Origin of the sequence: Chryseobacterium bernardetii (assembly GCF_003815975.1) — a bacterium.
GTDB lineage: Bacteria > Bacteroidota > Bacteroidia > Flavobacteriales > Weeksellaceae > Chryseobacterium > Chryseobacterium bernardetii.
This window is the reverse complement of sequence record NZ_CP033932.1, coordinates 701,777-727,469: the sequence shown is the minus strand read 5'-3', so window position 1 is coordinate 727,469 and position 25,693 is coordinate 701,777. Positions and strand designations below refer to the sequence as shown.

Here is a 25,693-nt window from a genome sequence, read left to right as displayed (position 1 = left end):
TTTTTTATTAATGAATCATCATAAAACTTATCAGGGCGAGCCCTGTAAGTAAAAACATGAATGCGAAGAAATTAATGGTAAATAATATCATTCCAACAATAATACTTACCAGGCCATGGGCACGATAAACGCGTCGGTGAGCAATAAAGAAATAAGTCATACTGTATAATGAAAGTAATGATATTGCTAAATATAAAATTGTATTAATCAGCCAGAAGTCTGTGAGGCCGGCTAATTTTGAAAGCAGGAATATTAATAAGACTGTTAGTAATAAGAAGGAGAAATAATGCAAAGTGAAAATTCCATGGTCAAAATACCACCACTTTTTCTTACTGTGGAATATCCATAAGAAGAATGCAAACAAAGGAAGGTAAATGAAAAGAGCTTTAGGCAGGTTATGAAATGATTTTTCTGTCATATTAGCTACTAGTTCCTTTTTGGTAATTCCATGTTCTTTGAGTTCAAAGAATTTATGAACAATCGGTTTTTCCACAAAATCAAAGAATCCTGGGTTTTTAGCCTTAGCTGAGTCGTAGGACTTTTTTGTTTTATAGTTTCCATCACCGGAATCTATTGTGCTGTCCATATCCAGTATTTTTTCCACATTGTCAGAATCGGGAACCATCTTTAGCTTTTCAATAACAAGAGAATCCTCTTCGGTCAATATTTTTTTAGCTTTTATACTATCTATTATTTTTTGTGTTTCAATAGGTTTCATAATTTTTACAAGGCCTTTCTCACCCTGCTTTTCATTATGTTTGTCGCTGGACCCTATATTGACCATAGGAAATAATGCAAATACAAAAAATGTGATAAAACTGACAAAAATATAAAGCTTTACGGGAGGTACAAATTTCTGTCTTTTCCCTTCAAGATAGGTATTTGTCAACTTGCCAGGCTTAAATAAGAGATTTTTTACAGTTCCCCAGAACTGCCCGTCATAATGAGTGAAATCTTCAATGAAGTGGGTGAACAGGAAATAGAAAGGCTGTCTGCGTTCCGTATTTTCCTGTCCGCAATGTGGACAGAATCTTTCTTCTACTTGATGCCCGCAATTCAGGCAGGTTTTGTCTTCTCGGATCTTTCCGTGGCTCATGGTACTTGTTTGTGCAGCAAAGATAATTATTTCAGGAAATAAATAATGATATCACTACTTCTTTGAATGAAACCTTAAAGGAAAATTAAAATTGATTAATAATTCTTGAAAAAAGAGAATTAAAACATGAATAAAGTTTTCTTCATGGAATTAATGAGATCTTTATATAAAATAAGGATACCGGCTAACTTAGAAATAAGTGAAAGAATAATTTGCAGGATTTTAAAATGGCAATAAAGAAAGAGTTGAGGGAAAAAACTCTTGCTTTATCATATCTGCGTTTTCAGAATCTTTAGACGTTTTTTCATCGCGACAACATTTTACAAGTTTTATGCCAAAAATACAATAGTGTTACAATCTAATGCTATAGAATTGATTATCCGATATTTTGTAGATTAAATGAAATATGTTTTTGGGTTACAAAAATAATTTGTACCTTTGCACACCCTTTTAGGGGTAAATTATGTTTAATCTTTAACTAAAACGTGTGAATACATTAAGTTACAAAACTGTTTCAGCGAACAAAGCTACTGCTAATAAAGAATGGGTTGTGGTAGACGCTGAAGGACAGCCGTTAGGTAGATTAGCTTCTACGGTTGCAAAGATTTTGAGAGGTAAGCACAAAACGAACTTTACACCTCACGTAGATTGTGGTGATAACGTTATCGTTTTGAATGCTGGGAAAATTACACTTTCCGGAAACAAGTGGGCTGATAAGACTTATATCTGGCATACAGGATATCCTGGTGGACAGAAGTCTATGACTGCGGCTGAACTTCAAAAGAAAGATTCTTTAAAGGTATTAGAGAAGTCTGTAAAAGGGATGTTACCTAAAAACAGACTAGGTGCTGCTATCCTTAAGAACCTTTATTTATATGAAGGAACTGAGCACAAACATGAAGCTCAACAGCCTAAAACAATTAATGTTAACGAATTTAAATAATTAATTATGTCTATAGTTCACAAAATCGGAAGAAGAAAAACTTCTGTAGCTAGAGTTTATGTAAAACCAGGTTCTGGAAACATTACAGTAAACGGTAAAGATGCTAAAGAATATTTCTCTACAGACGTGATGGTTTACAAATTAAACCAACCGTTCATCCTTTCTGAGACTGTTGGTCAGTATGACGTTACCGTAAACGTATTCGGTGGGGGTAATACAGGTCAGGCAGAGGCTATCAGATTAGGTATTTCTAGAGCTTTATGCGAAATCAACGCTGAGTTCAGATTAGCATTAAAGCCAGCTGGTTTACTTACAAGAGACGCAAGAATGGTGGAAAGAAAGAAGCCAGGTCAGAAAAAAGCAAGAAAGAGATTCCAATTCTCAAAACGTTAAGATTTGCTGTTGGCGAATGGCTATTAGCTATTGGCTACAGAAATTTAAATTTTATTTAAACTTAATCTCGGCGAAAAGCCCATTGCCAAAAGCAAAAAGCAGCCCGCCAATTGCCCGTTACGTTTAGCATCCAAACGCTTCTCCCATCTAAAGAAGTTGTTGATTGTTTAAAAGACGGAAAGTAAACTAACAAAAACAGAAAACATGGCAAAAGCAAATGTAAAAGACCTTTTAGAGGCTGGCGTACACTTCGGTCACATGACTAGAAAGTGGAACCCAAATATGGCTCCATACATTTTTATGGAGAAGAACGGTATTCACATTGTAGACTTACATAAAACAGCAGTTAAATTAGATGAAGCGTGCAGCGCTTTAGAAAAATTAACTTCTGCAGGTAAAAAAGTTCTTTTCGTAGCTACTAAGAAGCAAGCGAAAGAAGTGGTTGCAAAACACGCTTCTGAACTTAATATGCCTTATATTACAGAAAGATGGCCAGGTGGTATGTTAACGAACTTCGTTACTATCAGAAAGGCGGTAAAGAAAATGAACTCTATCGACAAAATGAAAAAAGACGGTACGTTCGAAACTTTATCTAAAAAAGAAAGATTACAGGTTGACAGACAAAGAGCTAACCTAGAGAAGAACTTAGGTTCTATCGCTGACATGGTGAGACTTCCTTCTGCTGTATTTGTAGTTGACATCTTAAGAGAACACATCGCGGTAACTGAAGCTAAGAAGCTTGGTATTCCAGTTTTCGGTATCGTTGATACAAACTCTGACCCTAGAAAAGTAGACTTCGTTATCCCAGGAAACGATGATGCTTCTAAGTCTATTGATATGATCCTTAGCGTAGTTTCTGAATCTATCAAAGAAGGTCAGTCTCAAAGAAAAGCTGATAAAGAAAAATCTAAAGAAGAAGGAGAAAAAGTATCTGCTGATACAGATGCTGATTTCGATGCAGAATAATTAAAGATTTTCTTTAATATAAGAAAAACGCTGGATTTTTGGTCCAGCGTTTTTTTATTGAATAGAGTCTTATAATTTATCTCTTTGGACAAACAACAACTGTTGGAATAGTAGGATCTGCTGGTATTAGCACTTCTCCCACCCTGCATATAACCCCGCAGCATATTTCTCCTATTTCAGTATTACAGCCTTGTGTACATAATTTAAATCCTCCTTTAATTGTTTTTAATGCAATTCTTGGGATTTTTTTTAAATTTTTCATGGTTTTTATTTTAGTTTTTCCTACTCTCTATGCTTTTCGGATACCGCAATTATTTATTTTAAATATAGATATTTATTACTTTATGTAATTTATATAATAACGTTTTGATTTTATGTTATTTATATTTCTATCTATAGTTATTGAATAGCCAGCTAGATAATGGACTATTTTAAAGGCGTATATATTATCTGTTTTCTCCATAAGGAGAGTCTAAATAAAAAAACTGCAGAATTCTGCAGTTTTCTATGTTAATTCCTAAGTGTTATGGAAAAAGAAGTTGTTATAAACTTTGTAGATTGGTACCGTGAATTGCAAACCATACCGGACAAGCTGTAGTTTTGATTTTTAGTGACCATTGTATAGCCTGTTTTTCCAGCACCTATAGGAATCTTTTTAAAGAAATTATTCCCGCTTATTGTTAATACCATATTACACGGAGAGCTATTATTTACTGAAATAGAGGTTTTGGGATTCCCCGGATCATCATTATTAAGAAGGTCATTAAGTACCTCAGCTGTTTCAGGTTTATGGGTTTTCATCAGCTCATTATATTCTCTTTCAGTATTGGCTGCGCTGCTACCACCGGAGTTGGCAGGATAGGGATTTCTAATAGGATAACCGCCATAATTAACACTACAGCTGGTAAGGACTATTGAGGTCCCGGCAAGAACTAATAGCTTTTTCATACCGTCTATTATTTTTTTGCTTTTCTTTTTTTCAATGGTTTCTCAGGGGATATCTTTGCGTCAGAGATTGGTTGTGTCTCTGGCTGACCCGGATTGTTTATGGTTACAAAGATACTTCTTTTTATATCTTTCTGAGAAAAGTACTTCATATCACACACATTACTTGTAAGCGTATAAGAGCCTTTATTAACGATAATGAAGTTTTCCCCGCGAGCAGGAACGGCAAGATTATAGTAATCTTTTCCTTCTATCCTGAGAACTATATTACAGTCAGAATTATTCTTAAATAAAAGAATGGATTCTTTTTTAGTAATGTCTTCATTAAGCATTGTATTCAGAAGCTGTTCTGTTTTTCCCTTATGCTCTGCAGACGTTTCAGCAATTAAACGTTTAAATTCTTCTGCTTCGTTGGAGTTGGGATCCTTCATAGCATTTTTGGGAATATCTGCAATAACAGGTCTCGCTTCCATGGGTTTGGCTGTACGGGCTCCCTTTGTCCACTCAGAGTTTTTTAAGGCAATGAGCTTAGGTTTTAGTACGCTTTTTTTAGGATCGTCAGGGTGTGCGGTCTTAAGATATTCTTCAATTTCCTTGATATTTGTGCTTTTTAAGATGTCTTTACTGCTTTTTTGTGCGTAGGTAAAGCCGTGGGTAAGGAAAGTGAAAAATAAAATTGTCAAAAATTTTTTTTTCATCAATAGTGTTTGTTTATTTCATCAGTTGATCCGGAATTTTATATAGGTTATTGTTTTTCCTTTTGCTGAAAACAGTCCTTCATAATACGTCTGGATATCTCTCAAATGCGGGGTATTCGGATCATACTCCGGAGCTCCGTAGATATCATGGTGAGCGCTAATGATTTCATATCCTGCTCCCTGTAAATATCCCAGTGTATATCCGTGAAGGAATTCTGAGTCTGTTTTCAGGTGGATAATTCCTCCTGGCTTCAGGAATTTCTTATAACGTGCTAAAAAGTCCGGGTGTGTTAATCTATGTTTTGTTCTTTTATATTTAATTTGCGGATCCGGAAAGGTAATCCAGATTTCATCCACTTCATTCTCTGCAAAGAAATAATCTACAAGCTCAATTTGTGTTCTTAGAAAAGCCACATTGTTCATATTGCTTTCTACTGCTTCTTTTGCTCCAAACCAGAATCTTGCCCCTTTAATATCCACTCCAATAAAGTTTTTTTCAGGAAAAGTTTTGGCCAGCCCAACAGAATATTCTCCTTTTCCACAGCCTAGCTCCAGAACAATCGGGTTGTCATTTTTAAAGAAGTTTTCCCTCCATTTCCCTTTAAGCTCAAAGCCCTCTAAAGCCTCTTCTCTTGTTGGTTGGATTACATTCGGTAATATCTTGTTTTCTGCAAATCTTGCTAATTTATTCTTGCCCATGAGTCATTTATAAAATGACTGCAAAAGTAATAAAATTTAGACAGAATTGAGGTCTTTTAACGCTAAAAGACCTATGGTGAAACTATTATATTGTTTTGATTATTTTGCTGTTGCGCTGCCTAAGGCAACCATAATTGGTTTTTGAATGGTTTTTTGTGATGCATACTGTGCTCCGCAAACCAGGCTTGTAAAAAGGTATTGACCTTTTTCCACTACAATTGAGTTGTCTTTATGAGCCGGGACAGCAAGCCTGTATTTGGTATTTCCTACGCCTTCCATTCTTACAATAATATTACAATCAGATTGGTTTTGGATGAGAACAATGCATTCCTTGGCGTTAGGATCATTATCAAATAAAGAATTAAGGATCTTAACGGTTTTGTTTTGATGTTCAATAGGAGAGACATTCATCAGCATATTGAATTCTTCTGCCTCTGCATTGGGAATAGCTGCATTAGCTGTTGTATTTACAACAAAAGTATTTTGCGCGTTGCTTGGTGTGTAGGTTTCTATCGGTTTTTTTGCTGCAAGTTCGGCTTTATATTTGGCAATCTGTTTCTGTTTGATGATGGCGTTCATCTCATCAAAAGTGATCTTTGTAGAAGGCCGTCTTCTTAATAAGGCCAGCATTTCCTGCATATCTTTTACTTTCTGGTCTTCGGGATGGGCATTCTTAATGTATTCCTTCATCATTTCCATAACCCGGGGCTTCAGTACGGACCTTCTGGGGTCATCAGGATGAGCATCCCTTAGGAAGGCATTGATTTCATAGATATTATTGCTTTTCAGAATTTCACTATAATCTTTTCCCTTCTTTTGGGCAGAGAGGGTGAAAAACAAGACCGAGGCAAGAAGTAAAAGTATTTTTTTCATTAATATCGCATTAAGTTAAAAATTTAGTACTTTTTCTTAATTTGTGTTTGGGTCAATTAGTCTTTAGTAGGATAACGAAATAGTATTGTTTTTATTTTAAACACATGATCGTGACATAAAATTAAACATATTTTTGAATATAAATGAAATGTATTCTGCAAAAAGTGAACAGATGATAATAATGCTTCCGTTTAGTATAAAAGAAAAACCCATGTAACATTACATGGGTTTTGTATAAATCTGAATTTTTATTTCTCAGGTTGCTGAATTTGTTGGGGAGCTACCACTTCCTGAAGATGAGAGTTCCTCAATCTTTTCTGATAAATAGGCATGTATTTTTCAATAGGAATTTTTATAGCTTCAAAGTTTCCGGCCAATACATAAGGCTGTATATTTTCTGAAGTATATACAAACTGTAAAAAGTTATCAATCAGATTTTCAGGAATTTTAAACTTTGCAAAATAATCTTTTCCTAAATAATTCTTAACCTGGGTGATTGAGCTATTCATTCTCTCATAAGCCTGATAACGCTGTTTTTTCTTTCTTTCGCCGGAAAGCATGTCATAAATACTTTCAAGACTGAAGGTAAGCCCACCGTCTCTTAATCCGGCAATAGGGAGTTCAGGCGGTGTTCCGTCTCCCTTAGGTTCAGGAAGTCCGATTACTTTTTTAATGGCGAGTGCTTTATCTTCTTTTCTGATAGAGTTAACGTCATATCTGAGATTTCCTGTAGGCTTGAATCTGCTGAGTACAATTTCCTGGATCTCGTAATAAGCTATTTTCAGTTCCACCAGGTTTTTCTGTCCTAATAGCTGGGGAGTCATCTTAACATCTTTCCTTTCAGTAACAATGGACGTAAAACGGATAACATCTCCAGGGTTAGCCGGAACACTAAAATTACCGTTGTAATCAGCAAGTACAGTTTTTTGTGTATTAAGATTGGTAACATATACCTGATTGAGATAAAGGATAGAGTTATCTCTTAGAAATACCTCACCGGAATATATTTGAGCATTGATTTTTGCCAGAAAAACCAGTAGCAGCAGAGTAATCAGTTTCTTCATATAATTGGCAAAATTACATAGAAATACAGCAATTTGTGCTTAGTTAGATAAAGAATAGTGGTTAAAGTTATATTAAACTTTAGTATTAAATTGTTAATGAATGTTATAAATGTATGTTTAATCTATATTCTAATCGAAATATATAATGAAAGGCTGAAGGAATATCACTTTCTTTCAGCCTTTTAATCTGTTTTATCTGTGCCTTACCAACAGCCAGCTTGAATATTTTATTGAAACTGAGGAGCCAAATTCTGTCCAGCTTATAAAATACCAATAGGTAGCTGTAGGGGTATATCTGCCTCCAACTCTTCCATCCCAGATGTAACGGTTTTCGCGGGTGCCTCTGAAAAGTTCAGCCCCATATCGGTCAAAAATCCTGAATACAAGATTATCGTGAGACATTAATGCCGAATAGTCTATTGTTTCGTTACGCCCATCTCCATTTGGAGTAATGGTGTTGATAAGGTTAATAATAGCAAATTCCTTTTTCACTTCCCTGCACATTTTTGAGTCTCTTACCACCACATAATGAGGACCTCTTGGTACATCATAAAAAGTATTTGAAGTTTGCCATATAACCCCATCCAAAGAGTATTCATAAGGTGGGTTACCTCCACTTACCCCAATTTTTACAGTTGTTCCGTCAATTTCAATGGAAGTAATGGCTGGGATTGTATATTCAGTAACGTTTATATTCTGTTTATAGGTACATCCGTTAGAGGTAAGCTCTACCCAATAGTTTCCGGCTGGTACATTAGTGATGGAAGGAGAGGTTGCTCCGGTGCTCCACAAATATTTATCAAATCCAGGTCCTGCATCCAGTGTAGTTGTCGTTTTAGGGCAAATCATTTGATCTGTAAGCAATGCAGACGTTTTAGGGATTTTAATAGTGATTTTAATGGAAGCCACTTCCGGACAGCTTCCGTTTTTTTCGAAACGGATATAGAATGTTTGTGATGTTGTAATATTTACTGTAGCGGCTAATGGGTTAATATTATTCTGCGCATCAGCTAAGCTTCCATGAAAAGTAAAAGTAACGGCTGGGTCTAAAATAAACATAGGAATAAACTGGGCGAGGTTTACCGTTTTGATTCCATCCAGGTCATCGTCACATACATTTTCTGTTACGGATTGGCTGGCTAATTTTATTTTATCTCCAATACTGAATTTTAAAGGCTTAATGACAGGGGTGCAGCCGTCAGGAGAATCTACTCTGATATAAATTGTCGTAGTTGTAGTATAGCTCCAGTTATTGGGCAGGGTATTGGCATTTCCCGCGTTGGCATCTGTTAAATTGGCATAGTATCTAACAGTAAAATAGTTTGGGGTGTTAAGGACAATAGGGGTAATGTTAGAAAGGTTGATATTTACGGTCCCATCGAAATTATCGTCACAGAATGCACCATTATAATTATCAGGTACCACAGCTTTATTATAAAAAGAAAGAGTTATTTGAGCAATGCTTTTGCATCCAAGAGTATTTTTAAGAACAGCATATACAATGGTACCATTTGCTGCTGAATAAATATTTGGAGAGGTAATTAAAGCTGCCGGGTTTTCTGTTTGTGCGTCTGCCAGGGTAGGATAGTATGTTTTTGTTACAGAACTGCTGGTTGTTACACTGGCGGTTGTAAGGTTAAATGTCCCTTTTCCGTTTACATCACAGGCAAATAGTACTGCATTGGTAGCAACAATGGCTTTAATATTGATATTCACGGTTACCGTTTCACAGTCCGGGAAATCAGGATCATTTCCACAGAAAGTATAGGTAAATGTATCCGTGCCTGCTGTGCCGGGAGTATTGACCGTATAGGTAATGACTCCGGTTGTAGGGTTTATTACGGCTGTACCCAATGCTGGTGGAGTAGTGATGGCAACGGTAGAGGGAACAGGAATTTGGGTTGAAGTGCTGAAGGTAGGAGTAATGGATTGTGAAGTACAAACATCATAGGTTGCAGTAGTCAGTTTTGCACAATTGGTAACTTTGAATTGTTCAGTAACCAAAGGAGCACAGCTTCCCATTGTTACAGAACAGGTATAATATCCTGATTGAGCAGGAGTAATAGAAGCACTGTTAGCCCCTGAAATAGCAATTCCGTTTCTGTACCACTGATAGGTATCATAAATAATGGGGTCTACAGTGAGTTCAATGCCAGGAACGCAAGGGCCTCCGGATTTTAAAATAACAGGTTGTGTAGGAAAGCCCGCAAAGAAGCCTCCATATCCTACCGCATCACTTCCAGCTGTAATTCCCGCAGTAATAGCTTTACTGGAAACTATTGTAACTGTACCTGTAATATTGGGGATGCCATAAGTAACCCAGTTGTTGGTGCCTGTCATATTGTAAGGTCCTGTAGAGGCTGGCGGAGTACCCCCGTTTATAGTAACTATTGCTCCTTTTTCTGTAATAAGGTTCAATTTTGTCGGAATAGTAAGAATTCCTGAAGGATTTGCATTGGAATGAACAAAATTTTCGTTGATAAGGCCCAGTTCATTAATCTGTTTGGGAAGATAGCAGTTTAAAGCAGGAATAAAATTGAACCCTCCCGTAGCTACTTCACTCGCTGTATTTGAATCTCCTGCCAGGATCTGATAAACATAGGCATTTTTGGAGGTTTTGATATACAGGTTATAATGGCCTCCGCCCTGAAGACTGTATTTAGTATCCGGAATCACAAAGTATTTGCCGGTATTCAGTGTGGCAATGGGTGCTAATTCATCATTTACATAGATCTGGGTATTGTCCTGGGTAGCAATAACCACAGCTCCTTCCATATTGGCTCCAATACTTCCATTACCTTTAACGAGAGCAAATTCACTTCCAAGTCTGTCAGCAGGTACAGCCTGGTCCATTAAAATATCAGAACTCGTGGGGAAGTTTCCTGCATACTGGCCGTTAAAGTTTCCATTGGTAACATTAATCGGTTTGTTTGAGGTGATTTTAGCTCCAATAAACCCATCAAAGTTTCCTGTGTTGTTTCCAATACCATCAATAATATAAGATTGTCCTTTGTTTAAAGTAATATTTAGAGTAGGATTGGTAGCCCCTGTAGTTCCGTTTGAGAATTGTACTAGCGGGCTGTAGCCGGTAACGGTAACAGTAGTATTATCTTCTGTAGCCAGTATGCTGGTCATAAAATTCAGAATAGAATTATTTACACTGATAGGCACTGATGCTGCAAAAAATGTTTTTCCTGTTGACGGGATGCCCTTAGAGGTAATGATTTCCGCATGGTTGAATACTGAGAATCTCAGGTTTGCATAAAAGGGAAACTCTGCCTTCAGATATAATCCTTTCGTGGTGGGGGTAAATAAATCTGTTTGCTGGGTTGTGATGATGTAACTTCTTAAAACATCAAATTTCTGAGGATTGTTCTTGCTGATATTTACTGTTCCGATCAGAACATTATTGTTGTAGATATTCACCGGAAACGGCGTTGTCCGGCTGGTGGACAGATAAAGTTTCTGATACGGAGAAGAAGCGCCTGACCTATCTATCATTGGGGCAAACCAATGTTCTCTGTCTAATTGTGCAAAAGTAGAGGTGAATATATAGAATATAAATAAAAAAGATAGAATTTTCTTCATTCAGTGATGGTATTTATCACAAATTTAATAATAAAAAGCATTGAAGTATTGAAAATAAAATAAAAAAACCACGATTTTAAAATCGTGGTTTTGAAAGTTATAAATCTGGTTGATTATTCTCTGTTTTTTACCATAATCCAACCTGTGTATTTTATCTCTGTTTTTTCTTTGTTAGATTCATTCCAGGAAACGTGATACCAGTATGTACCCGTTACAAGTTTTTTATCGAAATGTCTTCCGTCCCACTTGTAGTTGTTGAATTTATTTCCGGTAAATATCATATTTCCATATCTGTCATACACTACAAAGCTAAGGTTGTCTTTATAAGCAAGATCACTGTAGTCAATATAATCATTGATGTTATCTCCGTTCGGAGTAATGGCATTCAATAGATTAGGAACTGTAATTTCTGCTGAAATAGGAGTACAGTTGTAGGCATCTTTTACGTAGAATTTATGCTGGCCTCTGCTTAGTCCTTTGAAAGAGTTAGAATCCTGCCAGTTTGTACTTCCATCCACGGAATATTTATAAGGTGCTTTGCCGCCTGCAACAATTACGGTAGCAGTCGTATTGTTAATTTCAATTTGTTGAATAACAGGATCAACTGCTTTTCTTACTCTTACTACCTGTGTAAGGAAACATCCGTTTTTCTCAAGAATTACGCTGTATTCACCTACTCCCACTCCTCTGATTCCAGAAGTAGTTGCTCCTGTGCTCCATTGATAAGAATCATATCCGGATCCTGCATCCAGATCTGTTTTGTCATCAATACAGATGTATTTATCTACAAGGATAGGAGATTTCTTGATAGGAAGAGGAATAAGTTCAATTTTAGCAGTAGCAGAGCATCCCTGTTCAGTAGTAACTTTCACATATACGAGTCCTCCTGTTGAAGGGAAATTCTCTGGTGTGGTAATTTCGTTAATTCCTGCTGTAAGATCTTTTAATGTACGGTAGTACTTTTTTATTGCATTTCCATAGTCAGTAACATTAGCTTTTGTAAGATCAAAATAAGCATAAGGAGCTACATCATACCAGCAAGCCTTAATTGTAGCATCTTTCACAATGAAAGGTACAACTGTAAGGTTCAGGGTAACCTCTTCACAGTCCATGAAATCTGCAGAGTCACCACAGAATGTATAAACAATTTTATCTGTTCCTTCAAAATTAGGTTTCGGCGTATAAGTAATAGTACCATCCGGGTTTATGACAGCAGTTCCATTAGTTGGAGGCGTAAGGATTTTTATAGTACTTATCACCGGATTCTGTGTAGAAGAGGTGAATTTTGGGGTAATAATCTTAGTAGAACAAGCTGGTTCTTCTTTAGTCGTCTTAATTAAACAGTTGACTACTTTGTAAACAGGTGTTGTAAGTGACTGGCATGCTCCCATTGTTACCTTTACAGTATAATAACCAGGTTGTGTTGGCGTATACGTGTAAGTGGTTGCCCCAGGAATGGCTGCATCGTTAAGGAACCATTGGTAAGTATCGTAAGTATCATCTACCTGAAGAATAATTCCGGGAACACAATCTCCAGTTTTTTTAGCAATTACAGGAATTGATGAGAATCCGGCAAAATATCCGCCATATCCGGCTGTGCTGTATCCCCCGTTAATTCCTGCAGTTACTGCTTTAGTAGAAGTAATGGTAAGATTAGGAGGGAAATTCTCTAGTGAATAAGTTACCCATTGTGTATTCCCTGTCAAAGCGTATGGCCCCTGGGCTGCAGTAGGAGGAACCCCATTCACTAATACAGTTGCCCCAACTTCAGTTAATATATTAAGTTTTAATTTGATATCTGAACTGGAAATACCCGGCATTTCATTGATCTTACCAATCTCATCAATTTTTCTTGGCAAGAAACAGTTCAATGGCGGAATATAATTGAATCCGTTGGTTGCATCACTGTCTGTTCCAACGAATTGGTAAAGGTATGCATTCTTGGATGTAGAAATAAACATATTAGAGTGAGTTCCGCCACCCTGAGCTACATAGCTTGTTTCGTTAATTCTATACCATCCTCCTGCATTTCTGGTAGCAACAGGAGTAGATGATCCGTTGATGTATATTTGTGTATTGTCTTCTGTAGCAATAATAAGTCCGCCTTCCATATTCAGGTCAGGGTCTTCGGATCTGGTTTTCACTATTGCAAATGTATTCCCAAGTCTGTCAACAGGTACAGATTGGTCCAGGATAGGATCAGAACCACTTGGTTCGGTAGTAAAGTTACCATTACAGCTTCCGTTGGTAAGAGTTACTGGTTTAGTGGTAACAATCTTAGCACCAATGAAGCCATTATTATTAACAGATGCATCATCTGTTTTACCTGCAAAAATAAAAGACTGTCCTTTATTTAATACAAATGAATGGCTTTGGGCAGGAGGATTTCCATTGATGAATTTTAGCCCCGCAGTATTCCAGCTTACAGTAACCGCAGTGTTATCTTCGGTGGCCAGAATACCCGCAGTGAAATTATCCGTGCTTGCGCTGCTTTCCCTTGTATTAGGGCTGGTAGCCACGTAAAATTTATTACCTATACCAGCTTTTCCTTTACTGGTAATAACTTCACCATGAGCGGATTGTGCCAGCCTTAAGCTACAATAAAAAGGTTTTTCTGCTTTCAAATAGAGTCCTTTTGTCCCCACAACAAAGGCATCAGTAGTTCCTTTTGCAGAAATAAGGTCTTCATCTACATCAAATGTTTTTGGATCGCCTTTAGCGATAGTAACAGTACCTTTAAGTGTATTGTTGTTGAATATTTGTACGTCAAAAGGAGTGGGAGAATCTGTAGATAAATACACCTTATTTTTATAACCGGTAACAGTTGCATAGTAAGGTGCAATCCAGTGTTCAGTATCCCTTTGCGCGAAAAGGGTATTAATCGTAAAAATAATTAATACCAAACTGAGTAGAAATCTTTTCATGTGTATGGAATTAGGATTTCCACAAAATTAAAATAAAAAATCAAATACTTTTAATAAAATGTAAATAAATGTTTAAAATTATTCTCTATTTTTAATCAAAAGCCATCCTGAATATGAAACTGGTAATTGGGTGTCTGGTTCAATCCATTTTATAACATACCAATAAGTTCCCGTAGGGAGACTTCTTCCATTTGATTTTCCGTCCCAGATATAATTCTTGTCAGAAGATTTATACACCGGGTTTCCATACCGGTCTGAAACCTCTATGGAAACATTTTGTTTTATTCCTAATTCTGAATAATTCAGGACATCATTGATACCATCTCCATTGGGCGTGATCGTATTGATAATATTAACAATCAGGAAGTTTTTGGTTACATAACGGCATCCGTCTGAGCCTAATACATACACAGTATGAGTACCTCTGGATAATCCTGTGAAAATATTGGAAGACTGATAATCAAAACCATTTAATGAATACCTGTAAGGTGGGGTTCCGCCTGTTACATACACTGTTGCCGTAGTACCGGAAACTTCTATTTTTGAAATAACAGGAGACTGAGCGGTGTTAACTTTTACATATTGGCGGTATACGCATCCGTTAAATCCAAGATCTACATAATAATTTCCGGCAGAAGCACTGATACTTGAAGTAGTTGCGCCATTACTCCATAAATAGGATGAGAATCCAGGTCCTGCATCCAAAAGAATTTTATCAGTGGAACAGATCGTATGATCTTGAAGAGTAGTAGATTTTTTAGGTATTTTTAAAATAAGGGTTAAGGTTCCCGTATTAGCACATGCTGTATTACTTTGGAATCTTACATAATAAATACCTCCTGAAGAAGTAAGCGTCTGGGACGCTGAGATTGGGTTAGTTCCTGACTGTGCATCGGCTGCTGAAGCGTAGAATGATAAAACGACAGCTGGGTCAATAGTGAACAGTCCTTTATAATCATTCAGATTTATAGCTTCTGAACCGTTAATGTCATTATCACAAACATCAGCTTGGGCAATATTTGTAATTAGAGGGACTTTATTTCCTATCGTAAAATTGATCTGTCCTAAAACTGCCGGACAACTCCCTGTATTCCCTGTAGCTCTTACATACACTGTGGTATTGGCTGTGTAAGCCCAGTTGGCAGGAAGCGTATTGCTGTTTCCTGCAATAGCATCAGCCTGATTAAGGTAATAACTTACTGTAAAAATAGCAGAATTGGCTACAATCTGTGGAGTAACATTGTTAAAGTTAACATGTGCACTTCCATCAGCTGCATCCCCACAATTATTTGCATTGAAATTAGCGGTGTTGATAACAGGCCTTGGAAATGTATTTAAAGTAATAGTAGCTACTTGAGAACATCCATAAGACGTTACATTGGCATATACATTTCCGGCAGGGCCGGTATAGTTTAACGGATTGGCAATAGGCCCGGTTAGATTGGCATTGGTGAAATAGGCTATTGTAGTCCCGGGAGTTGTTGTAATACTGGCTGTCTTCAGGTTGTAAGTACCGTTACCATTAGTATCTGCACAAGAAAACATAACATCATTAGTTACTTTCAGAACATGAGTATTTACTATAATTTTAAAATATTCAAAAGTAGCAGGTGTTCCATTCCCCTGAATATAATAAGTGAAAGTGTCTGTGAAATCTGTTGTCATCCCTGCATTAGGAGTATAAGTGATCAGTCCTGTTGCCGGATTGATGGAAACACTTCCATGAGTTGGCTGCACAATGATATTTGTGTTGGCCGGAACTACAGTTTGGGTAGAACTGCTGAATGCGGGAGTAATTACTTGCGTGCTGCATGAACCAATATCATATGTTGTGGTTGTAATAGGCGGGCAGGTTGTATAATCATATTCTGCAGTAAGCCTTTTTTCACAGCTGCTTTTGGTTATTTCACATGTATAGATCCCGGATCCGTAAGAGTCAGGATTGATGGCAGGCGTTGTAGCACCAACAATTTCAACACCGTTACGGTACCATTTATATACATCATAGCCAGGTTCTACCTGTAAAAGCACTCCATTGTAGCAATCCCCCGTTTTAGTAATTACCGGAATGGAGGAAAACCCTGCGAAATATCCGCCATATCCTACAGCACCGTCTCCTGCTGCAATCCCTGCAGTGACAGGTTTAGTTGATTTCACGGTAACATTTCCGGTTACATTGGGGATAGAGTAGGTAACCCAATTAATATTTCCGGTTACAGGAGCTGGTCCGTAAGCTGTAATCGGGTTTCCGTTAACTGTTACGGTGGCTCCGGCTTGGGTAATAATATTAAGTCTTGCATTAAAAGAATCGGTTCCTATTTCATTAATAGATGCAATTTCATTGATCTCTGTTGGAAGGAAACAGCTTAGAGGCGGGATAAAGTTCATGCCTCCTGTAGCATATACATTTCCGGTGGAAGTTCCTGCGAGAAGCTGGTAAACGTATACATTATTATTCGCGGAAATGCTCATATTATAGTTTCCGTTAGCCTGGCTGACGTAATTGGTCCCCTGTACTAAATAATGGTCTCCTGCATTAAGAGTAACAGCATTTAGAAGATTTCCGTTTACTGTAAGCTTGGTATTGTTTACTGTGGCAATTACTAAAGCGGCTTCCATACCTGAGTTTGCCGGCCCGTTTCCTTTTACCATTACGAAATCTTTTCCCAATCTTTCAACAGGAACCGCCTGGTCCATCAATACATCAACATTGGTACTGTTCTTTGTAGTATAGATGCTGTTAAAATTACCATTGGTTACAGATATAGGTTTATCTGCAACAATTTTTGCGCCTACTAAACCTTTTAAGTTGTTGGGATTAAGGTCGCTCTGTGCTTCAATGATGTATGATTTACCTTTATTGATGGTAAAAGTTCTTGATGGTGCAGATACTAAATCGGAGAAAACTACGTTCTGATTATATCCGGATAAGGTTACGGTAGTATTATCCTCAGTAGCTGTAATTCCGATAGTTGAGTTTACATAAGGCTTGGCTGAGGTATTGGGAGCTACTCCTACAAAGAAATTTTTCCCAAGGCCGGCTAGCCCTTTTGAAGTAATAAATTCTGCCTGATCCTTCACTACAAACCTGTAGCTGGCAAAAAACTTCTTATTGCCTTTAACATGTAATCCCATTGAAACAGGTGTAAAGAGGCTTGATGATGCAGAAGCAATCATCATATTGTTGGAAATAGACTGTATTACGGGATTTCCTTTGCTTAGCTGTACTGTGGCTATTACATTATTGTTATTTGAGATTTGCACTGCAAAAGGTACTGTTTCATTAGTAGAGAGGTAAAGATAGCCTTTAGGGGTACCCAGAAGATTACTTGCAGACATAGGAGCAAACCAGTGCTCAGTATCCAATTGTGCATTTATCAATAAACAAAAAAAAGTGCAAAAAGCGAGTAGAATTTTTTTCATGCGTTACTATAAGGGCCGCAAATTTAAGTATTAATAATCATAATTTTATAGAAAAAAAGCTTGCTTTTTGGGTTTGTTGTATAATTGTTGAATATTTAAAATTTGCTTCATTTTGTGTTCATATTTGCGAATGTGAAACCATAAAAAAATCCCGGTGAAAAAATTCACCGGGATGATATATTTTAAAAGCTGGACTATAAGCTTACTCTTATGAATCCTGTTACTTTTAGGTCTGGGTTTACAGATTTTACATAATCAGCAACTGACATACTAGAATCTTTAATGAAATCCTGGTGTACTAAAGTGTTGTCTTTGTAGAATCTCTGCATTTTACCTTTCAAGATATTATCGATGATGTTTGCAGGCTTACCTTCTTCAGTAAGTTTGTGTCTTTCGATCTCTAATTCTTTGTCAATAGTTTCTTGAGAAACTTTAGTTTCGTCAAGAGCAATTGGGTTCATTGCAGCAGCTTGCATAGAAACAGATTTAGCAACCTCATCAGCTCCGTCTACTTTTGCAGAAAGAGAAGTGATAGCAGCAATTTTATTTCCAGCGTGGATATAAGCTCCTAGGAATGGTCCTTCAATTCTTTCGAATGTACCAATTTCGATTTTCTCACCGATAACACCTGTCTGCTCAATTAATTTATCAGCAACAGTCATTCCGTGGAAATCTGTAGCTAATAATTCTTCTTTAGTAGCAGCAAAGATTGCCATTTCAGCTAATTCGTATGCTAGCTCGATGAAAGCTTCATTTTTACCAACGAAGTCAGTCTCGCAGTTTAGAGAGATAATAGCACCTAAAGTGTTATCTTCATTTACTCTTGCGATTACAGCTCCTTCAGTAGATTCTCTGTCAGCTCTGTTAGCAGCAACTTTTTGTCCTTTTTTTCTAAGGATATCTACCGCTTTTTCGAAGTCTCCTTCAGCTTCAACTAGAGCTTTCTTGCAGTCCATCATACCTGCACCTGTTTGGTTTCTTAATTTAGCTACGTCTGCAGCAACTGGTGTATAAGACATAATATCTATTATTTTTTATTTAAGATTAGTATTAATTTTTAGCTTAATTTTAAAGCAGTGCAAAGATAATGATTTTAATGATAAACTAAAAAACGACTTTTCACGTTATTAATATATTTAGTATTATTTTAAAGATCCGATTAATGAAAAAAATCTTCCTTCTCCTTTTTGTATGCATTTTTGCTCTTGGTTTTTCTCAGAAAAAGAAAAAAACAAAATCTAAGGCTGTTGTGGAAAAAGAAACCGTGATTATTTACACGGAGCAGGAAGCAGAGACCTCAAAAGAGACAAGAGTGATCGCTGGTTTCATTAAGCAAAATCCCGGGCATGCGCGAACAGACTTCTTTAAAAAAAGGCTGATGGAAATTATTATGGCAGATAATTCACCCGAGGCGAAGCCTACTATAAAGCCCATCAGCAAAGAAAAAATTGAAAACATCGTTAAGAATAATGAGCTGAACAGTGGTAAAGTAATTGCAGCCAATAAAGTATCCACATCAAATAATGCCAAGAATACAGATAAAGTAAATAATGCTATCAACGCATTAAAAGAAGAAAGGCTGGCACACTATGCTTCAACAGGAGCTGTAAAAAGTGCCGGGTCTTCGGTTAAATCTGAGCCAAGTGAAGCCAATAAAAAAACGGCAGCCATGCTTACACACCTTTTTAATAATGATATTAATAAGAATGAAGCGTATATCAACATTAAAAACAGGTCAAGCTGTAATCTGATCGTAAAAATAAGCGGTAAAAAGTATTATAATTTAAGTGTTCCTGCCAAAGGAGAAAACTTTATTTTAATAGATAAAGGAGAATATGTGTTGACTACCATGGTGTGTGATGCCAAATATTCTTCACTGAAGAAAATTACTCAGGATGTTGAGATTGCTCTTAATGTTGCTGATTAATGAAGAAGAAAACTAAAGTAAAAAAAGACTGCCTCAAAAATGAGGCAGTCTTTTTATTATTTATTTACTTTCCGCTTTGCTTTTCCAGAATTCTACCTGTTGTTTCAATTCTTTGATACGCTCTTCGTATTGTTCAATTAATTTTTCCGAAGTATTATAATTGTTAGTTTGATTTTGGATCACACCGCCTCCATTATCATTAGTTTGTTCAGTGTTATTACTATTTATCTGTGTATATCCTTCTTCTGGTTTTAAGATATCCTCCATACTTACATCCAATGTAGTACAGATATTTTCGATATGATTGATCCAGGAATTAGTCTCCCCATTTTCTATCCTTTGATATGTTGAACGGGAAATATGCAGTTTTTCAGCCAGTTCTTCCTGTGATAAGCTTTTCTCTTCTCTATACTTTCTTATTCTTTTTCCAATGGTTGTATTCACGGCTTCTATATTTGAATAGAACAAATATAATTTATTTTTTAAATATAAGGTGCATCAGAAATAGGGCATGGAGGTATAAGATAATTCATTAGTTTTGGAAAAATTATTTATATTTAATGAATAAAGATACAAATGCTTATGAAGAAAAATTTAGTGTTTAGGGTTGCCATTTTGGGAACCATTGCCTTTTCATTACTTTCCTGTAGAACAGAGGACGAAGTGGCCTCCAGCCCTATGCAAACCGTGAACAGGTTCCAGGTTTTCACTTCCCGGAACGGAGAACCTGTAAATTATTCCCGGGGTACAAAATCCTTCTTGAAAAATACGACAGTATACATGCTACCGCCTATACAAAAAGAACACTTCTGAAAAGCAGGCCTCTTGGAAAAACTATTTCTGAAGAATATGTGGAGCTGGGCATCCGCTCCCAGGAATTGATGATGAAAAATGATCATGAGCGTTGGATACTTTATCCGGTAGCGAAAGGAAAAGAAATCATTGGAATAGAAGTTGGTATTCTTAAAAACCAGGAAACCGAATTAGAATTCTGGAGAATGGATTCTCAAGATGCTTATTACAAGGATATCATTAATCTGTTTCGCCTGGCCTATAATAAAAAGATGCTTACAGAGCAAGCAATGGGTAGAGGTGGTAACTGCGGACATACAGGAGAAGAGCCATGTGATACCGGAGAAGTTGTGATTACAGTTCCCAAGCCTGGTGGGCCAAAAGGAGCCCCCAATCTTTATCTTCCAGGAGCCAACCCTGGTGGAGGGGATCCGGGAGTAATTGGTGGAGGTTGTGGGGTATATGGAAACTGTGATGGAGGGAGTAATCCTGATAATCCCGAAACATCACAAAATCCTTGTGATAAAACAAAAAGTCTTGTAAATGATGCTAAAACAAAACCTGCTATAGATGCCCTAAAAGCAAAATCTACACAAGGAGGAGAAAATGGCTATAAAATTAAAGCAGACGGAACTCCATCCAATGAGATCCCAGGTGGAGATCATTCTGTAAACTTTGGAGATAAAACAGGTTATGCAGGCGGATATCACAATCACACTCCAACAGGAATACCAATGTTATCACCGCCAGATGTAGATCAGTTATTAGGTTTTGCAAGAGCACAGGGGAATTATGGAGACCCTACGAAAGCTTTTGTGGGAATGGTTGCTCCCAACGGCATGCATTATGTAGCTTGGTTTAACGGAAGTTATAATGATGCTTTAAAAACTTTTTCACAAACCGATTTAGATGCGTATGTGAAAATTTATAAAGATACAGAAAGTGATTTAACCGATGAATCACAAAATGGAATGACTTATATGAATGGTGACGGTTCAATAAATAATTTAGGCGTGGAAAAACTTTTTTTTGAAACATTAAAAAATATGGGATTAGCAGGAAAAGTCAATCTCCAAAGAATTGAAAGTAGTGATTCTGTAAAAGATTTTGTAAAAAATATTAGCCTAGATAACAAAAATCAACCAACTTCAACAAATTGTCCGTAATAAAATCAAATAATAAAATATGAAAACAATAAATATCAAAACAACAATAATTTTTAGCCTTTTTATAAGCTTTTTGTCTTGTAAAGCGCAAGAATATCCACTAAACTCTTCTTACATGAAGTTATCCGATAATTCATATTTAAAAGACTTAAATAATGAGCTTCCACCCTATGTTGGAACTTATAAAGCAAATTTTGGTGGTAATGAAATTACTTTATTTATTAGTTTACAAAATCATAAATTCTTTGATTTAAAAGTAAAAAAGTATTATCAGGATGTTTTATCAATAAACTATATTGTGAAAAATTCTTCTGGAGTAGTTCTTCAAGATACGCAGAATATGAATTTACCAGCAAATCAACTTCGTTTTACTATATATAGCACTAAGACTAGACCTTCACAAAATGCAGTAATTTTTTATTATGGTGGTACTAATTGTGGAGTTGGATGGGGTGATATTTATTTAAAAAAAATAAATTCCACACAATTATCATGGCAATATAAACCCAATGATATTGTTCTTGACAGCAGCAAGTGCCCTCCAGGAACAGATATTAATATTTACCTTCCTGAAACAAAGGATTTGATTTTTACAAAACAATAAATAGAGCCTCTTCGGAGGCTTTTTCAAATGATGAAATATGAAAACAATAAATATCAAAACAACAATACTTTTTAGTGTTTTTATAAGCTTTTTATCTTGTAAGGCCCAACAGACATTTCCACTTCGCACTGCTGTAGATAATGTACCTAATCTATCATATTTAAAAGATACAAATAATGAATTACAAGCCTATATTGGGCAATACACATCATCTTACAATGGAAAGCAAATTATATTATACATCACTAAAGAAAATGATAAATATTTCGACTTAGGAGATAAAAAAATATACAGAGATGTCTTATCTATAAAATACATTGTTAAAAATTCTACAGGAAATATTTTGCAAGATACTCAGAATATGAATTTTCAAACAAATCAATATACTCATACGATTTACAGTCAATGGGTTGCCGATAGCGGAAATAAAGCCATATTTAATTATAGAGGAACAAATTGCAATGTTGGATGGGGAAAAATAATTCTAAAAAAGATAAATTCAACACATCTTTCATGGGAATATAAACCTAATGATATTATTCTTGATGATAGCAAGTGCTCACCAGGAACAGATATTAATATTTACCTTCCTGAAACAAAAGATTTGATTTTTACAAAACAATAAATAGAGCCTCTTCGGAGGCTTTTTCAAATGATGAAATATGAAAACAATAAATATCAAAACAACAATAATTTTTAGCCTTTTTATAAGCTTTTTGTCTTGTAAAGCGCAAACGTTACCGTTGAATATTAGTATGGCAGATATTCCTCACAATGCCCATGTAAAAGATACTAATAATGAGCTCACTCCATATATAGGAATTTATAGAGCTAATTTTCAGGGAAAAGAAATTACCTTATATATAACTAAAGAAGAAGATAAACCGACAAAAAGATTACAAAAGAATTTTTATAGAGATGCTTTAGTAATAAAATACATTGTTAAAAATTCAATTGGTACAATTGTACAGGACACAAAAAATAATACTATTCCCAACATTGAATTGTATAGTATTGGCACAAGACCCAATCAAAATTCTGTTATAATGAGTTATAGCGGAACTAATTGTGGTGTCGGTTGGGGAAAAATTATATTAAAAAAAATAAATTCCACACAATTGTCATGGCAATATAAACCCAATGATATTGTTCTTGACAGCAGCAAGTGCCCTCCAGGAACAGATATTAATATTTACCTTCCTGAAACAAAGGATTTGATTTTTACAAAACAATAAATAGAGCCTCTTCGGAGGCTTTTTCAAATGATGAAATATGAAACAAATACTATTTATCTTAATTTTTTTATCCGCTTGTTTTAACTCTCAAGTTATAAAAGATTCAATTTTAGGGAAACCAAAATTCGTAAAAGAATACGTAGTTTTTCTAAATAATTCTGGTCCATTTATCTTTATGAAGGGTGATGATGAATATGGTCATGCTGTAATCATGACTCCAAAAAACCTAAGAAGCAGAATGCGAGAGACATGGTTTGAAACAGATTTCTGCCGATATATAAATAATGAAACTTACTATGATAAAAATCGGAATATAACTAAAGAAACATGGTATTACAAATCAGGAGAAATTGTTGATGATTATGATTATACATTTGATAGTCTGAATAGATTAATTGAGGAAAAAAGGAAAAGCAAATACTCAGAATCATCTTCTCATTATTTTTATAATGGAAACAATAAAACTCCAAACTTTAAAGAAACTTACTACAAAATTAAGGATGAGCCTATGGAAAAATATATAAGCAATCGTGAAAGTTTCAGGCCTCTGTATGTAACTAAATTTGATACTCTAACAAAAACTGACAGCATTTTTGCAATTACAAATGAAATTTGGAAAAAGGTAGGTGAGCGTTCTTATACTGAGGTTAAAGATTCCATTTATCATAAGAAACTAAATTGTGTAAAAATTTATGATAATCAATATAGGGTAATTGAATCAAAATCTTTCGACCATAAACTTGATTATGATAACAAAAAAATATTTTTAAACAAGCATATGAAATATGAATATGATAAATCCGGAAATCTAATACAGAGAACTGAAATTAAAGATGGGAAGTATCATTATTATACTATACTTGGAAACGGTAAAATAATCACCGAAGAAAAAGATGGTAATTATGAAAAAACTATGTCTACCACTTATGCTTATACCAAAGATCAAAAATTAGAAAGAAGAACGACACACTACAATAATACTATTTGGTATGATATCCGATTTGAATATAAAGATAACTATATAGCTAAAATATTTTATCTAGATGAGAGTGATAAAAAAACAGAACCAACGGTAGTTATTTTCAAATATAAGTTTGATAAGCAAAAAAACTGGACAGAAATTATTAAAAATGTAGATGGAAAAGATTTATATAAATGGGTCAGAAAAATCGAGTATTACTAATAAAATTCCCCCCTCAGAAATTCTGAAGGGGTTCTAAAAATCGCATCAATGTATTTTAAATGATTTCAGATTAAAGCGGGGCTATATATTCCGCTTTAATTTTTAAAAGTGTCCTGTCCTGAAATAAGTCGATTAGTTTCAGTACGGGACTAAAGTAAAAAAAGGTTAAGAAATTTTCTTAACCTTTTTTATTTTTTATCCTTTAAACTGCCCCATCGCAATGAATTTATCCTGTCTCTGGGTTTCAAGCTCCTGTCCTGTAAATTTGGCGAAAGCTTTGATATTTTGTAAAATAGAATTTTTCAAGTTCAGATAAGTGGTTTCCTGATCATAATGAGCACCTCCAAGGGGTTCCTCAATAATTCCGTCAATGAACTTTTCTCTTAATGCATCCTGCGGAGTAAGGTTTAATGCATTAGCAGCATCTTCCTTGTGATCCCAGTTTCTCCATAAAATAGAAGAGCAGCTTTCCGGTGCAATTACAGTATACCATGTATTTTCTAACATATATACTTTATTACCTACACCTATTCCTAATGCTCCACCACTGGCTCCTTCTCCTATGATATAAGTGAAGATCGGCGTTTTAAGCTGAACCATTTCAAAGATATTTCTTGCAATGGCTTCACCTTGTCCTCTTTCTTCAGCTTCTAATCCTGGATAAGCTCCCGGTGTATCTACTAAAGTTACTACAGGAATGTTGAATTTCTCAGCAAGCTTCATCAGTCTTAAAGCTTTTCTGTATCCTTCAGGATTAGGCATCCCGAATCGTCTGTGCTGTCTTTCCTTAGTTGTTCTTCCTTTCTGAGTCCCTATGATCATCACTCTCTGACCATCAAGGGTAATCAATCCTCCAATCATTGCCGGATCATCAGCGAAATTTCTGTCTCCATGAAGTTCTAAGAAACTGCCTTTGTCTGCCATTCCATGGATATAGTCCAATGTATAAGGACGATCCGGATGACGGGACAGTTGTACTCTTTGCCAAGGTGTAAGATTTCCATAGATTTCTTTTTTCTTCTCTAAAATCTTATCCTCAATCTGGCTGCATGCTAATTTTACATCAACACCACTTTCTTCTCCTACTAAAGAACACGTCTGGTATTGATCCATCAATTCTTTGATAGGAAGTTCGAAACTTAAATATTCCATTTCTTGAAGTAAATTAAATCTT

At 35.8% G+C, this 25,693-nt stretch carries 22 protein-coding genes; 9 read left to right on the top strand and 13 right to left on the bottom strand.

Annotated features, from left to right (window positions below; translation table 11 throughout):
* Positions 1-7 precede the first annotated feature (7 nt).
* Positions 8-1,096 carry a DUF3667 domain-containing protein gene (locus EG339_RS03525; RefSeq protein WP_123868894.1) on the bottom strand — a complete coding sequence of 363 codons (1,089 nt, stop codon included), beginning with the start codon at positions 1,094-1,096 and terminating at the stop codon, positions 8-10.
* Between the two features lie 487 nt (positions 1,097-1,583).
* On the opposite strand from EG339_RS03525, the gene rplM reads away from it, so the two are divergent.
* From rplM to rpsB, 3 genes are all read left to right on the top strand, one after another.
* Positions 1,584-2,039 (top strand): 50S ribosomal protein L13, encoded by a 456-nt coding sequence (gene rplM / locus EG339_RS03520; protein WP_027375420.1) that lies wholly within the window; start codon positions 1,584-1,586, stop codon positions 2,037-2,039.
* A 6-nt stretch (positions 2,040-2,045) separates the two neighbouring features.
* Entirely contained in the window at positions 2,046-2,432 is a 387-nt protein-coding gene (rpsI, locus tag EG339_RS03515) for a 30S ribosomal protein S9 (protein ID WP_007843277.1), read from the top strand.
* 204 nt (positions 2,433-2,636) lie between these two features.
* Complete coding sequence (gene rpsB, locus EG339_RS03510; RefSeq protein WP_034692922.1) at positions 2,637-3,398, top strand: 30S ribosomal protein S2; 762 nt, start codon at positions 2,637-2,639, stop codon at positions 3,396-3,398.
* Between the two features lie 76 nt (positions 3,399-3,474).
* On the opposite strand, the gene EG339_RS03505 is transcribed toward rpsB, so the two are convergent.
* The 10 genes from EG339_RS03505 to tsf form a co-directional block, all read right to left on the bottom strand.
* Positions 3,475-3,660 carry a bacteriocin-like protein gene (locus tag EG339_RS03505; RefSeq protein WP_123868893.1) on the bottom strand — a complete coding sequence of 62 codons (186 nt, stop codon included), beginning with the start codon at positions 3,658-3,660 and terminating at the stop codon, positions 3,475-3,477.
* Positions 3,661-3,908: 248 nt separating this feature from the next.
* Positions 3,909-4,346: a DUF6759 domain-containing protein gene (locus tag EG339_RS03500; protein ID WP_123868892.1), complete on the bottom strand. Its 438-nt coding sequence runs from the start codon at positions 4,344-4,346 to the stop codon at positions 3,909-3,911.
* An 8-nt stretch (positions 4,347-4,354) separates the two neighbouring features.
* Positions 4,355-5,041, bottom strand: a complete 687-nt coding sequence (locus EG339_RS03495; RefSeq protein ID WP_228459698.1) for a DUF6759 domain-containing protein — start codon at positions 5,039-5,041, stop codon at positions 4,355-4,357.
* A 21-nt stretch (positions 5,042-5,062) separates the two neighbouring features.
* Entirely contained in the window at positions 5,063-5,740 is a 678-nt protein-coding gene (gene trmB / locus EG339_RS03490) for a tRNA (guanosine(46)-N7)-methyltransferase TrmB (RefSeq protein WP_123868891.1), read from the bottom strand.
* A gap of 99 nt (positions 5,741-5,839) precedes the next feature.
* A complete protein-coding gene (locus EG339_RS03485) occupies positions 5,840-6,613 on the bottom strand; it encodes a DUF6759 domain-containing protein (RefSeq protein ID WP_123868890.1) in 774 nt (257 codons plus the stop codon).
* 248 nt (positions 6,614-6,861) lie between these two features.
* The gene (locus tag EG339_RS03480) at positions 6,862-7,677 is read right to left on the bottom strand and encodes a hypothetical protein (RefSeq protein ID WP_123868889.1); all 816 of its coding nucleotides are present in this window, start codon (positions 7,675-7,677) and stop codon (positions 6,862-6,864) included.
* A gap of 192 nt (positions 7,678-7,869) precedes the next feature.
* Complete coding sequence (locus EG339_RS03475) at positions 7,870-11,265, bottom strand: T9SS type B sorting domain-containing protein (protein WP_164466408.1); 3,396 nt, start codon at positions 11,263-11,265, stop codon at positions 7,870-7,872.
* Between the two features lie 113 nt (positions 11,266-11,378).
* On the bottom strand, positions 11,379-14,189 hold the full coding sequence (locus tag EG339_RS03470) for a T9SS type B sorting domain-containing protein (RefSeq protein ID WP_123868888.1): 2,811 nt from the start codon (positions 14,187-14,189) through the stop codon (positions 11,379-11,381).
* Between the two features lie 78 nt (positions 14,190-14,267).
* Positions 14,268-17,555, bottom strand: a complete 3,288-nt coding sequence (locus tag EG339_RS03465) for a gliding motility-associated C-terminal domain-containing protein (RefSeq protein ID WP_164466407.1) — start codon at positions 17,553-17,555, stop codon at positions 14,268-14,270.
* Positions 17,556-17,806: 251 nt separating this feature from the next.
* Positions 17,807-18,631, bottom strand: a complete 825-nt coding sequence (gene tsf, locus EG339_RS03460) for a translation elongation factor Ts (RefSeq protein ID WP_123868886.1) — start codon at positions 18,629-18,631, stop codon at positions 17,807-17,809.
* A 143-nt stretch (positions 18,632-18,774) separates the two neighbouring features.
* On the opposite strand from tsf, the gene EG339_RS03455 reads away from it, so the two are divergent.
* Positions 18,775-19,539, top strand: a complete 765-nt coding sequence (locus EG339_RS03455; protein WP_123868885.1) for a DUF6759 domain-containing protein — start codon at positions 18,775-18,777, stop codon at positions 19,537-19,539.
* A 60-nt stretch (positions 19,540-19,599) separates the two neighbouring features.
* On the opposite strand, the gene EG339_RS03450 is transcribed toward EG339_RS03455, so the two are convergent.
* A complete protein-coding gene (locus EG339_RS03450; protein ID WP_164466406.1) occupies positions 19,600-19,983 on the bottom strand; it encodes a helix-turn-helix transcriptional regulator in 384 nt (127 codons plus the stop codon).
* 437 nt (positions 19,984-20,420) lie between these two features.
* On the opposite strand from EG339_RS03450, the gene EG339_RS03445 reads away from it, so the two are divergent.
* The 5 genes from EG339_RS03445 to EG339_RS03425 are packed head-to-tail and all read left to right on the top strand — an operon-like array spanning position 20,421 to position 24,519.
* Positions 20,421-21,497: a hypothetical protein gene (locus tag EG339_RS03445; protein WP_123868883.1), complete on the top strand. Its 1,077-nt coding sequence runs from the start codon at positions 20,421-20,423 to the stop codon at positions 21,495-21,497.
* Between the two features lie 19 nt (positions 21,498-21,516).
* Complete coding sequence (locus EG339_RS03440; protein ID WP_123868882.1) at positions 21,517-22,101, top strand: DUF6705 family protein; 585 nt, start codon at positions 21,517-21,519, stop codon at positions 22,099-22,101.
* A 37-nt stretch (positions 22,102-22,138) separates the two neighbouring features.
* Positions 22,139-22,726 (top strand): hypothetical protein, encoded by a 588-nt coding sequence (locus EG339_RS03435; RefSeq protein WP_123868881.1) that lies wholly within the window; start codon positions 22,139-22,141, stop codon positions 22,724-22,726.
* A gap of 37 nt (positions 22,727-22,763) precedes the next feature.
* Positions 22,764-23,336 (top strand): DUF6705 family protein, encoded by a 573-nt coding sequence (locus EG339_RS03430; protein ID WP_123868880.1) that lies wholly within the window; start codon positions 22,764-22,766, stop codon positions 23,334-23,336.
* A gap of 37 nt (positions 23,337-23,373) precedes the next feature.
* Positions 23,374-24,519 carry a hypothetical protein gene (locus EG339_RS03425; protein ID WP_123868879.1) on the top strand — a complete coding sequence of 382 codons (1,146 nt, stop codon included), beginning with the start codon at positions 23,374-23,376 and terminating at the stop codon, positions 24,517-24,519.
* 195 nt (positions 24,520-24,714) lie between these two features.
* On the opposite strand, the gene EG339_RS03420 is transcribed toward EG339_RS03425, so the two are convergent.
* Complete coding sequence (locus EG339_RS03420; protein ID WP_066695461.1) at positions 24,715-25,671, bottom strand: acetyl-CoA carboxylase carboxyltransferase subunit alpha; 957 nt, start codon at positions 25,669-25,671, stop codon at positions 24,715-24,717.
* Positions 25,672-25,693: the final 22 nt, after the last annotated feature.

Excerpts from the sequence above, each read along its gene's own strand:
- EG339_RS03495 (WP_228459698.1), bottom strand. The coding sequence starts at position 5,041 with ATGAAAAAAAAATTTTTGACAATTTTATTTTTCACTTTCCTTACCCAC.
- EG339_RS03500 (WP_123868892.1), bottom strand. The coding sequence starts at position 4,346 with ATGAAAAAGCTATTAGTTCTTGCCGGGACCTCAATAGTCCTTACCAGC.
- EG339_RS03470 (WP_123868888.1), bottom strand. The coding sequence starts at position 14,189 with ATGAAAAGATTTCTACTCAGTTTGGTATTAATTATTTTTACGATTAAT.
- EG339_RS03485 (WP_123868890.1), bottom strand. The coding sequence starts at position 6,613 with ATGAAAAAAATACTTTTACTTCTTGCCTCGGTCTTGTTTTTCACCCTC.
- EG339_RS03525 (WP_123868894.1), bottom strand. The coding sequence starts at position 1,096 with ATGAGCCACGGAAAGATCCGAGAAGACAAAACCTGCCTGAATTGCGGG.
- EG339_RS03430 (WP_123868880.1), top strand. The coding sequence starts at position 22,764 with ATGAAAACAATAAATATCAAAACAACAATAATTTTTAGCCTTTTTATA.
- EG339_RS03455 (WP_123868885.1), top strand. The coding sequence starts at position 18,775 with ATGAAAAAAATCTTCCTTCTCCTTTTTGTATGCATTTTTGCTCTTGGT.
- EG339_RS03445 (WP_123868883.1), top strand. The coding sequence starts at position 20,421 with ATGATGAAAAATGATCATGAGCGTTGGATACTTTATCCGGTAGCGAAA.
- rpsI (WP_007843277.1), top strand. The coding sequence starts at position 2,046 with ATGTCTATAGTTCACAAAATCGGAAGAAGAAAAACTTCTGTAGCTAGA.
- EG339_RS03505 (WP_123868893.1), bottom strand. The coding sequence starts at position 3,660 with ATGAAAAATTTAAAAAAAATCCCAAGAATTGCATTAAAAACAATTAAA.
- EG339_RS03440 (WP_123868882.1), top strand. The coding sequence starts at position 21,517 with ATGAAAACAATAAATATCAAAACAACAATAATTTTTAGCCTTTTTATA.
- EG339_RS03435 (WP_123868881.1), top strand. The coding sequence starts at position 22,139 with ATGAAAACAATAAATATCAAAACAACAATACTTTTTAGTGTTTTTATA.
- EG339_RS03475 (WP_164466408.1), bottom strand. The coding sequence starts at position 11,265 with ATGAAGAAAATTCTATCTTTTTTATTTATATTCTATATATTCACCTCT.
- tsf (WP_123868886.1), bottom strand. The coding sequence starts at position 18,631 with ATGTCTTATACACCAGTTGCTGCAGACGTAGCTAAATTAAGAAACCAA.
- EG339_RS03420 (WP_066695461.1), bottom strand. The coding sequence starts at position 25,671 with ATGGAATATTTAAGTTTCGAACTTCCTATCAAAGAATTGATGGATCAA.
- EG339_RS03480 (WP_123868889.1), bottom strand. The coding sequence starts at position 7,677 with ATGAAGAAACTGATTACTCTGCTGCTACTGGTTTTTCTGGCAAAAATC.
- EG339_RS03425 (WP_123868879.1), top strand. The coding sequence starts at position 23,374 with ATGAAACAAATACTATTTATCTTAATTTTTTTATCCGCTTGTTTTAAC.
- trmB (WP_123868891.1), bottom strand. The coding sequence starts at position 5,740 with ATGGGCAAGAATAAATTAGCAAGATTTGCAGAAAACAAGATATTACCG.
- rpsB (WP_034692922.1), top strand. The coding sequence starts at position 2,637 with ATGGCAAAAGCAAATGTAAAAGACCTTTTAGAGGCTGGCGTACACTTC.